The organism is Rhizobium sp. TH135 (assembly GCF_002855515.1).
Taxonomy (GTDB): domain Bacteria; phylum Pseudomonadota; class Alphaproteobacteria; order Rhizobiales; family Rhizobiaceae; genus Allorhizobium.
On sequence record NZ_PKRP01000003.1, the window covers coordinates 508,592 to 517,797 of the forward strand.

The window sequence follows — 9,206 nt, forward strand, 5'->3', positions numbered from 1 at the left end:
TGAGACGGAGCAGACGTGAGCGACAACCTGAACCCCAAGACCTCGTCCGAGACGGAAGAGCTGAAGGCGATGCTGGCCAGTGCCGCGCGGCCAAAGGCCCGCTGGGGCCTGCGTTTCCTCGGGCTGCTTGCGATCCTCGGCCTCGGCTACGGTGCCTATCTCTGGTCGTCAGGCGGAACGACCGTCAGCTATACCACCGCCGAGTTGAAGCCTGGCGATCTGACCGTGGTCGTCACGGCAACCGGATCCGTGGAGCCGACCGTTCAGGTCGACGTCTCCTCGGAACAGTCTGGCACGGTTCGTGAGGTGCTCGCCGATTTCAACAGCGAGGTGAAGAAGGGCGACGTACTGGCGCGCCTCGACACCGACAAGCTGAACGCTGACCTGAAGGCCAAGGAGGCGGCTCTGGCGTCCGCCCGCGCCTCGGTCTCCAAGGCCCGCGCCGACGAACAATCCGCCAAGTCCAAGCTCGACCGCCAGACCACGCTCGTCTCCAGCCGCGTCTCCACCCAGCAGGATCTCGACACCGCCGAGTATACGTACCAGGCCGCCTCTGCCGCGCGCCAGAGCGCCGAAGCCGACGTCATCTCTGCGGAAGCCGCCCTCGAACAGGCGAAACTGTCGGTGTCCAAGGCAACCATTGTCTCGCCGATCGATGGCATCGTGCTGTCGCGCGATGTCGACACCGGCGCAACCGTCGCAGCCTCGCTCGAAGCCCCCACGCTCTTCACCCTGGCCGGCGATCTGCGCCAGATGGAGTTGCAGGTCTCGATCGACGAGGCCGATGTCGGTCAGGTCGCCGTCGGCCAGGCCGCCACCTTCACGGTCGACGCCTTTCCCGACCAGCGCTTCCCCGCCGAGATCACCTCGATCCGCTACGCTGCTGAAACCGTGAGCGACGTCGTAACCTACAAGGGCATTCTCTCCGTCTCCAATGACGACCTTCTGCTGCGCCAGGGCATGACCGCGACGGCCGATATCGTCGTCCAGTCGGTGAAGAACGGCCTGCTGATCCCCAATGCCGCCCTGCGCTATTCCCCGCCGGCCACCACCGCGACGGAGACCACCGGCGGCGGCAGCGGCGTCTTCAGCCTCTTCCGCCCGCCTCGCGAGGCCCCGCAAAGTGCGCCCGAACCCGAAGGCAACGAGCGCACCATCTGGCTGCTGCGCAACGGCGTACCTGTCGCCGTCAACATCGAGATCGGCGCCTCCGACGGCCAGAACACGGTCGTCGTCAAGGGCGACGTCAAGGAGGGCGACCAGGTCATCACCGACCAGGCCGTCCGCAACGGCTAAGGCGCGCCATGGCCTCCTCCCCGCTCCTCGAATTTCGCCAGATCTCCCGCATATATGGACGCGGCGAGGCAACCATCCGCGCCCTCGACCGGGTGGACCTGTCGATCGAGCGAAACGAATTCGTCGCGATCATGGGCCCGTCCGGCTCCGGCAAGTCGACCGCCATGAACATCCTCGGCTGCCTCGATGTGCCGACATCAGGCCAGTATTTCTTCCAAGGAATCGACACCTCAGGCTTCGACCGCGCGCAATACACGCTGCTCCGCCGCCACATGCTGGGCTTCGTCTTCCAGGGCTTCAACCTGCTCGCCCGCACCTCGGCCGTCGAAAATGTCGAACTGCCGCTGGTCTATCGCGGCATGGACGGGCGCGAACGGCGCGCGCGGGCGCTGAAGGCGCTGTCGCAGGTTGGCCTTGCCGGCCGCGAGAACCACACGACCCAGGAACTGTCCGGCGGCCAGCAGCAGCGCGTCGCAATTGCCCGCGCGATCGTGACCAGCCCCGCCGTCCTGCTCGCCGATGAACCGACCGGCAATCTCGACACCAAGACCAGCCGCGAGATCATGGAACTCATCACCGGCCTCAACCGCGACCACGGCATCACTGTGATCATGGTCACCCACGAAGACGATATCGCCGCCTATGCGAAGCGGACCCTGCGGTTTGTCGACGGCCACATCCAGTCCGACAGCGGGATCGAGGAGGCACGCGCCCATGTTCGGTGAAACCCTGAAACTGGCGCTGCGCGCCATCCGCCGAAACCTCTTGCGCTCCTTCCTCACCGTGCTCGGCGTCGTCATTGGCGTGGCCGCCGTCATCGCCATGGTCACGATCGGCAACGGCACGACGGCTCAGGTCACGAGCGAAATCTCCAAGCTTGGCACCAACCTGCTCTTCGTCCGTCCCGGCCAGTTCGGACCAGGCCGTGCAGCCACCGACGCCAAGAAATTCACTATCAGGGACATCGAGGCGATCCGCGAGCAGATCCCCGGCCTACGCGCCGTGGCCGCCATCAACCAGTCCAGCCAGACCGTCATCTTCAGCGGCCAGAGCCGCCAGACCTCGATCATCGGCTCCGGAGACGATTACCTGATCGCCCAAAACTGGGAACTGGCCTCCGGCCGCACCTTCCTGGCGTCGGAAGAGCGCGGCGGTCAGGCCGTCTGCCTCGTCGGCGAAACCGTCCGTTCCAAGCTCTTCGGCTCGACGCCCGCCATCGAACAGACGATCCGTGTCGGGAATGTCGCCTGCCAGGTGATCGGCATTCTCGCCAAGAAGGGCCAGAGCGGCATGGGCAGCGACCAGGACGATGTCGTCATGATGCCGCTCAAGGTCTTTCAGCGCCGCATCGGCGGCTCGACGGATGTCTCCAGCATCATTCTGTCGGCGGAAGACGGCGTCTCCACGGCAAAGGTCCAGGCCGATGTCGAGCGCCTGCTGCGCGAACGCCGCAAGATTGTTGCCGGCCGAGACGACGACTTTTCAGTCAATGACATGACCCAGATGGCAGCCACCCTCACCGGCACCACGACGCTCATGACCGGCCTGCTCGGCGCAGTCGCCGCCGTCTCCCTGCTCGTCGGCGGCATCGGCATCATGAACATCATGCTGGTCTCGGTCACAGAGCGCACCCGCGAGATCGGCATCCGGCTGGCGATCGGCGCGGTCGAGCGTCAGGTGCTGATGCAGTTCCTCGTCGAAGCCGTGACGCTCTCCGTCTTCGGCGGCGTGGTCGGCATCGCGCTTGGCCTCGGCATCGCCTACACGGCCGTCACCCTAATGTCGGTCCCCTTCGTCGCCAGCCCCTCGATCATCCTGCTGGCCTTCGTCTTCTCGGCAGCGATCGGCATGGTCTTCGGCTACTTCCCCGCCCGCCGCGCCGCCCAGATGAACCCGATCGACGCGCTCCGCCACGAGTAATGCCACGCCCTCACACCAGCGCAGCAAGCCTCGGGCAAACTTGTTGTGGTGTAGTTCATGCTAATGGATCGGGGCGTGCCCCTGTCCGGTAGCCATGACCATGTGAGGGAGTAAACCCATGTCCGCTTTTCCGGATCGCGACACCGTCGCTGCCAAGATCGCCTCCCTGCAGGAGCCGGATCAGGCCTTCCTGAAGCTGATCTTCGAGAACCCGGCCCAGGACGATGCCCTGCTTGAGGGTCTCTACGTCTATCTGGAGATTGCCTCGGAAGCCCGTTTTCTCAATTCGCTTAAGCTCGAGCGCGCAGGCGAATGGATCGGCGACAATGCCCCTGCCCGTCTCCAGATCCGCTTGATGGAAGCAGCCCGATCCAGCCAGCATCCGGCCTTCGCCTCGTTCCGCACTGGCCTCAATCGCTCCGGTGGCCTCGAGCGCGCCTATCCGAAGGCCGCCGTCTGACCCCCAGTCTTACTGCGGGATCGGCATGCTGACGGAGAGGATCGGCCCCATGGGAAAGAGCCGGTCCATCCGCTTGTCCTCGGCGATGAACACGCTCGAAATCGTCCCGTCGAGATAGAGCGCGTTGGCGACATCAAGGCGGTCGCGAAAGAACACCGCAAAGTCATAAAAGCGCACCGGCACCCGTGAGACGACCATGTGGACCTGCCCGCGGTCGTCGACACCGACGCCGTTCCGGATCTTGAAGCTGTCGCTATCGGCCAGAAACTTCGGATGCAGCTTGCCGTCGATGACCAGCATCGGCCCGGACTGCGTGCCGAAATCCGGCACCACGCCACTGGCGACAAAGGCTTTCGTCTCCATCACAGAAGCCTTGCCACCCTTCATAAGGAAAACCCCGTTCGGCAGCAGATGAAAATTCCCCCATCCGCCGCCGGTCACCGCCGGTTTCAGCACCTTGCCATACTCGGCGAAGTAACCGACCGGCGAGAGATCGTCGTGATACATGCCGGCATTCATCGCAAATGTCAGCACCCGCCGCTCCGCCCAGAGCTGCCGCCGAAGGCCAACAAACCCGCCATAAGCCGCACCATCGGGTCCTGCGAGATGCAGGCGTATATCCTCCCCCGTCGGATCAAAGCGACAAGCAAGATAGGTCGCGGCCCCCTCGCGCATCTGCTCGCAAGCCGCAAACGCCAGTGAAGGCAGCAGCAGACCGGTCAGAAGGCCGAGGAGAGAAGGGCACTTGCGCATGCAGGGAATTCCACGGGTCCTTGAGTGAACCTGTTCTTGGCGATGATTCCGGACATTGTGAAGGCCGCAAACCCGATATCCCCGAAATCACCTGCGTCCCCTATGCGGGCAGTTTCAGTGCCTGCATGTGAAAACCAAGCTGTTCCGGCGGATAGCGGTATTCGGCCCCGACCGGACAGGCATTGCGCGCCAGACACCCCGAGATCATGCAGCCCCTTTGCCCCAGAGGGCCCGCCAGATGCTGGCGACAGCCGACCACATCGAAGCCGCTTGGGCTGATGGCATCGACAGGACAGGAGGACAGGCAGGGTTTTTGAAGACAACGATCGCAGGGATGCTCAACCGCCAAAGGCGCTTCGACCTCCTCGTCCCAGTCTCGAAACAGAAGCGCCCCACGATAACTGTGCCACAGCCCGAAGCGCGGATGGATGAGGATCCCGAGCGGCGAGGCTTTCAGCCCTTCCGCCTTCATCGCCCATGCCTGAAACGGTTGGTAAGGCGCCTCTGACGGATAACAGGCAGACGCCCCGAAAGCTTCGGCCACGCCGTCGATGACGATCTTCGACCACCGATCGAGCGGATCGGATCCGCCTCCGTCCACCTGCGTCGCACGCCAGCCGTCGAAAACCGGCCACATGGCACCGCCGACAACACCGATCAGCACGACAGCCGCCGCGCGCCCCCCGTCAGCCAGAGACGGCCCCTGCTCTTGCGCATCAAACCGCACCACACCACGACACGACAGACCGAATGCCGCGAGCGCCGCATCGAGCCTGCCCAAAACGCCCGAAGGGCCGCTCATCGCGGCCCCTCGATCTTGTAATGCGGTCGCCAGACCTCCTTCTGGATCATGTCGGCGACCTGGTTGGCTCCGCCTTGCTCCCTGGCAACGGGACCCTTTCAGGTGAAGGCGTCGGGCATCGAATTCTTGCGGCTCGCGATATAGGCAAGCAGCGCCTCGTCGATGGCAGGATCGAGCGCCGGTGCTTCATAACTGTCGAGCCAAGAACGGCAGAGCACGTTGGCCCGGTCCTCGATGCGTTTGCGACCCTCAATCTCCCACTGTTCGAAGGAGTTGTTGTCGGCAAGCGCCGAACGGTAAAAGGCCGTCTGGAAATTGGCCTGCGTATGGGCGCAGCCGAGATAATGCGCACCCGGCCCCACTTCCCGGATCGCGTCCATCGCTTGGCCGTCTTCGGTCAGATCGACGCCCTGCGCCATCTTCTGCATCATGCCGAGCTGGTCCTGGTCGATCATGAACTTCTCGTAGCAGGCGGCAAGACCACCCTCGAGCCAGCCGGCGGCATGCAGAACGAAGTTCGCACCGGCAAGCAGCGTCATGTTGAGCGTATTGGCGCTCTCGTGTGCTGCCTGTGCATCCGGAACCTTCGACGCACAGAGCGAACCGCCGGTACGGAAAGGCAGACCCATGCGCCGCGCAAGCTGAGCTGCACCATAGGACACCAGTGCCGGCTCCGGCGTGCCGAAGGTCGGTGCACCCGACTGCATCGAGATCGAGGCCGCAAAGGTGCCGAACAGAACCGGCGCGCCCGGACGGATAAGCTGCGTGAACGAAGCGCCTGCCAGAACTTCGGCAAGGATCTGCGTGAGCGTACCGGCGACGGTCACCGGGCTCATGGCGCCCGACAGAATGAACGGCGAAATGACCGAAGCCTGGTTGTGACGCGCATAGACCTTGGCCGCACCCAGCATGGTCTCGTCGAAGACCATCGGCGAGTTGGCGTTGATCAGGTTCAGCATGACGCAGTTGTTTTCGACAAAGTCGTCACCGAAGACGAGCTTCGCCATGGCAACCGAATCTTCCGCCCGCTCCGGTGCCGTGACCGAACCCATGAACGGCTTGTCCGAATACTTAATGTGGCTGTAGACCATGTCGAGGTGACGCTTGTTCACCGGGATATCGACCGGTTCACAGACCGTACCGCCGGACGAATGCATCGACGGCGCCATATAGGCGAGCTTCACGAAGTTGCGGAAGTCCTCGAGCGTCGCATAACGACGAACGCCTTCCAGATCGCGGACAAACGGCGAGCCATAGACCGGCGCAAACACGGTGGCATTGCCGCCGATGCGGACGCTGCGCTCGGGATTGCGGGCATGCCAGGTGAATTCCGACGGGGCAGTCTTCAGCAGTTCGCGGCAGAGACCCTTCGGGAAATGCACCCGCTCGCCTTTGACGTCGGCGCCAGCCTGTCTCCAGAGCTCCAGCGCCTCGGCATCCTCACGGAACTCGATGCCGATTTCCTCGAGCACAATGTCGGCATTGCGTTCGATCAGCTGAAGGCCTTCTTCGTCCAGCACGTTATACGGCTGAATCTTGCGGGTGATGTAAGGCATGGACGGACCGGCACCGCCGCCGCTGCGCGATGCCCTTCTGGCCGCAGCCCCTCGTCCTTCGCCGCGCTGGCGGCGGCCTGCGCCCGGTTCTGCCGTGATGTCGTCCATGTCTGCTTCCTCGCTCGAGCGCTCGTCCGCGCTGCTTCTCTCCTCCATTATGCTAATCCAATCCGCTTGTGAAACCATCCTTTATGCGCCAACGACTTGCGTCATGCAGACATCGGCTTTTCCATCACTTGTCTGCCACCGTCGCTTTTCACTGCCGCCGCGTCGTAATCGAAAAGAGTTTTTCACGAACTTGAGGTTTAACTTTCGATCGGGCAGTCTCATGCCCGGCGCGACCGGAATCGCGTTGAAAAAGAAGCGGGAAGCACCACCATGGCCGAAGACGACATCATTCTTTCCGAACTCTCCGACGAAGAGCTCGTGCAGCAGATGCATGATGACCTCTATGACGGCCTCAAGGAAGAGATTGAAGAAGCGACGAACATCCTGCTCGAACGCGGCTGGGCGCCCTATGACATCCTCACCCAGGCGCTCGTCGAAGGCATGCGCATCGTCGGCATCGACTTCCGCGACGGCATTCTCTTCGTGCCGGAAGTTTTGCTTTCGGCCAACGCGATGAAGGCCGGCATGACCATTCTGCGCCCGCTTCTCGCCGCAACTGGCGCCCCGAAGCAGGGCAAGATGGTCATCGGCACCGTCAAGGGCGACATCCACGACATCGGCAAGAACCTGGTCGGCATGATGATGGAAGGCGCTGGCTTCGACGTCATCGACCTCGGCATCAACAATCCGGTCGAAAACTACCTCGAAGCTCTGGAACGCGAAAAGCCGGATATTCTCGGCATGTCGGCTCTGCTCACCACCACCATGCCCTACATGAAGGTTGTGATCGACACGATGAAGGAAAAGGGCATTCGCGACGATTACGTCGTGCTGGTTGGCGGCGCGCCGCTCAACGAGGAATTCGGCAAGGCCGTCGGCGCCGATGCCTATTGCCGCGATGCAGCCGTGGCGGTCGAAACGGCCAAGGAATTCATCAGCCGCAAGCACAACAGCATGGGCGCACGCGCCTGAGTCTGAAAACGGCGAAGCCGGCCCTTTTAAAGGCCGGCTTTTGCGTAGTACTCGCCCTGAGGGGACGTTGCCATGGTTTGCCAGGCAACATGCCCGCCGGCATACAGGATGGCCGCCAGCATATAGATGGCACTGGCCTTTGCGATGGTCGTGAGCGTCATGCTCCCTCTCCTGATATAGCTGCGCTCAAAGCGGTGTCCCCCGCGCGAATGCTCTTAGCGGGAGGCGGCGGCGTCGACGTTGTTCGCAGCGTTCTGCGTCGCGTCAACGGTATTTGCAGCATCCTGGCCAACGCCGCGGATCGTATTGCCGCAGGACGACAGTGCGAAGACGGTGAGAACGAGGGCTGCGCCGACTGTCAGTTTTTTCGCCATCATGTGAATGTACCTTCTGTCTGGTAACGAGTGGATTGCGATGGAACAACGCGCGAAATCGGAAAAGGTTCACGTGATTGCGTGCGGCGCGATTGCGCGCGAGATCCTGGCCGTAAAAGCCCTCAACGGACTGGACCATCTGACGCTCGAATGCCTGCCCGCCATCTGGCATGTCTGGCCAGAGCGCATCGCACCAGCGCTTCGCGAAAAGATCGCGGAAGCCCGCGCGGCGGGCCACGAAAATATCTTCATCGGCTATGCGGAATGCGGCACCCAGGGTGAAGTCGACAAGATCTGTCACGAGGAAGGCATCGAACGGCTCTCAGGCCCGCATTGCTACGCCTTCTTCACCGGCACGGAAAAATTCCTCGCCGAATGCGAAACGGAATTCACCGCCTTTTATCTGACGGATCTGATCACCCGCCAGTTCGAGGCCTTTGTCATCGAGCCGCTGAAGCTCGATCGCCATCCGGAACTGCGTGATATGGTCTTCGGCAATTACACGAAGATCGTCTATCTCGCCCAGACCGAGGACGCCGAACTGCAAGCCAAGGCAAAATGGGCGGCGGACTATCTGAAGCTGGACTACGAATACCGCTTCACCGGCTACGGCGATCTCCAGCCCGAACTCGTCGCAGCCACCCGCCTTTCGGCGTCTGCCGCCTGACGATTATCCGACCAAATAACCTGGCGTTTCACCGCACCGAATTGGCGACGCTGCGCCCTGCATCCTGAGTCGCATCCACCGCATTGCCGAGATCATTGCCAATCCCGCGGATCGTGTTTCCGCAGGAGGAAAGGCCAAGCGTCACCGCGACCAGCACGGCCACGACAGCTGTGGAGCGTTGAGAAGTTGCAGTCATCATGAGTCCCCGTCTGATCAAAACACGACGACCTAGGTGACAAGCGCTTGCGGAGAAATCAAGGCAGAGGCTTAGGACGATTCATGCGTTCTTTTTCCATTC

12 protein-coding genes are annotated in these 9,206 nt (G+C 62.4%); 6 read left to right on the forward strand and 6 right to left on the reverse strand.

Translation table 11 applies throughout. The features are described 5' to 3' along the window. Positions 1-69: 69 nt before the first annotated feature. The 4 genes from C0V73_RS11410 to C0V73_RS11425 all read left to right on the forward strand — a co-directional run bounded on the left by C0V73_RS11410 (position 70) and on the right by C0V73_RS11425 (position 3,676). On the forward strand, positions 70-1,296 hold the full coding sequence (locus C0V73_RS11410; RefSeq protein WP_172450163.1) for an efflux RND transporter periplasmic adaptor subunit: 1,227 nt from the start codon (positions 70-72) through the stop codon (positions 1,294-1,296). Between the two features lie 8 nt (positions 1,297-1,304). After that, positions 1,305-2,021: an ABC transporter ATP-binding protein gene (locus C0V73_RS11415; RefSeq protein WP_102020097.1), complete on the forward strand. Its 717-nt coding sequence runs from the start codon at positions 1,305-1,307 to the stop codon at positions 2,019-2,021. Then, positions 2,011-3,216 (forward strand): ABC transporter permease, encoded by a 1,206-nt coding sequence (locus tag C0V73_RS11420; RefSeq protein WP_102020098.1) that lies wholly within the window; start codon positions 2,011-2,013, stop codon positions 3,214-3,216. The genes C0V73_RS11415 and C0V73_RS11420 overlap by 11 nt, the downstream gene beginning before the upstream one ends. Positions 3,217-3,334: 118 nt before the next feature. After that, entirely contained in the window at positions 3,335-3,676 is a 342-nt protein-coding gene (locus C0V73_RS11425) for a hypothetical protein (RefSeq protein WP_102020099.1), read from the forward strand. Positions 3,677-3,685: 9 nt separating this feature from the next. Here the strand turns inward: C0V73_RS11425 and C0V73_RS11430 are convergent, their stop codons facing one another. The 3 genes from C0V73_RS11430 to C0V73_RS11440 all read right to left on the reverse strand — a co-directional run bounded on the left by C0V73_RS11430 (position 3,686) and on the right by C0V73_RS11440 (position 6,895). Continuing rightward, positions 3,686-4,429: a phosphodiester glycosidase family protein gene (locus C0V73_RS11430; RefSeq protein ID WP_102020100.1), complete on the reverse strand. Its 744-nt coding sequence runs from the start codon at positions 4,427-4,429 to the stop codon at positions 3,686-3,688. 100 nt (positions 4,430-4,529) lie between these two features. Then, a complete protein-coding gene (locus C0V73_RS11435; protein ID WP_102020101.1) occupies positions 4,530-5,231 on the reverse strand; it encodes a ferredoxin in 702 nt (233 codons plus the stop codon). A gap of 98 nt (positions 5,232-5,329) precedes the next feature. After that, positions 5,330-6,895 carry a trimethylamine methyltransferase family protein gene (locus C0V73_RS11440; RefSeq protein ID WP_102020366.1) on the reverse strand — a complete coding sequence of 522 codons (1,566 nt, stop codon included), beginning with the start codon at positions 6,893-6,895 and terminating at the stop codon, positions 5,330-5,332. Between the two features lie 270 nt (positions 6,896-7,165). On the opposite strand from C0V73_RS11440, the gene C0V73_RS11445 reads away from it, so the two are divergent. Further along, entirely contained in the window at positions 7,166-7,867 is a 702-nt protein-coding gene (locus C0V73_RS11445) for a B12-binding domain-containing protein (RefSeq protein ID WP_102020102.1), read from the forward strand. Positions 7,868-7,893: 26 nt separating this feature from the next. Here C0V73_RS11445 and C0V73_RS23385 read toward each other — a convergent pair whose 3' ends face one another. Both C0V73_RS23385 and C0V73_RS11450 read right to left on the reverse strand, forming a co-directional pair. After that, positions 7,894-8,028 carry a hypothetical protein gene (locus tag C0V73_RS23385; RefSeq protein ID WP_280951001.1) on the reverse strand — a complete coding sequence of 45 codons (135 nt, stop codon included), beginning with the start codon at positions 8,026-8,028 and terminating at the stop codon, positions 7,894-7,896. A gap of 54 nt (positions 8,029-8,082) precedes the next feature. Next, complete coding sequence (locus tag C0V73_RS11450; protein ID WP_102020103.1) at positions 8,083-8,244, reverse strand: entericidin; 162 nt, start codon at positions 8,242-8,244, stop codon at positions 8,083-8,085. 37 nt (positions 8,245-8,281) lie between these two features. On the opposite strand from C0V73_RS11450, the gene C0V73_RS11455 reads away from it, so the two are divergent. Beyond that, entirely contained in the window at positions 8,282-8,908 is a 627-nt protein-coding gene (locus C0V73_RS11455) for a DUF1638 domain-containing protein (protein ID WP_102020104.1), read from the forward strand. Between the two features lie 28 nt (positions 8,909-8,936). Here C0V73_RS11455 and C0V73_RS11460 read toward each other — a convergent pair whose 3' ends face one another. After that, positions 8,937-9,104 carry an entericidin B signal peptide protein gene (locus C0V73_RS11460; protein WP_102020367.1) on the reverse strand — a complete coding sequence of 56 codons (168 nt, stop codon included), beginning with the start codon at positions 9,102-9,104 and terminating at the stop codon, positions 8,937-8,939. Between the last annotated feature and the right edge of the window lie 102 nt (positions 9,105-9,206).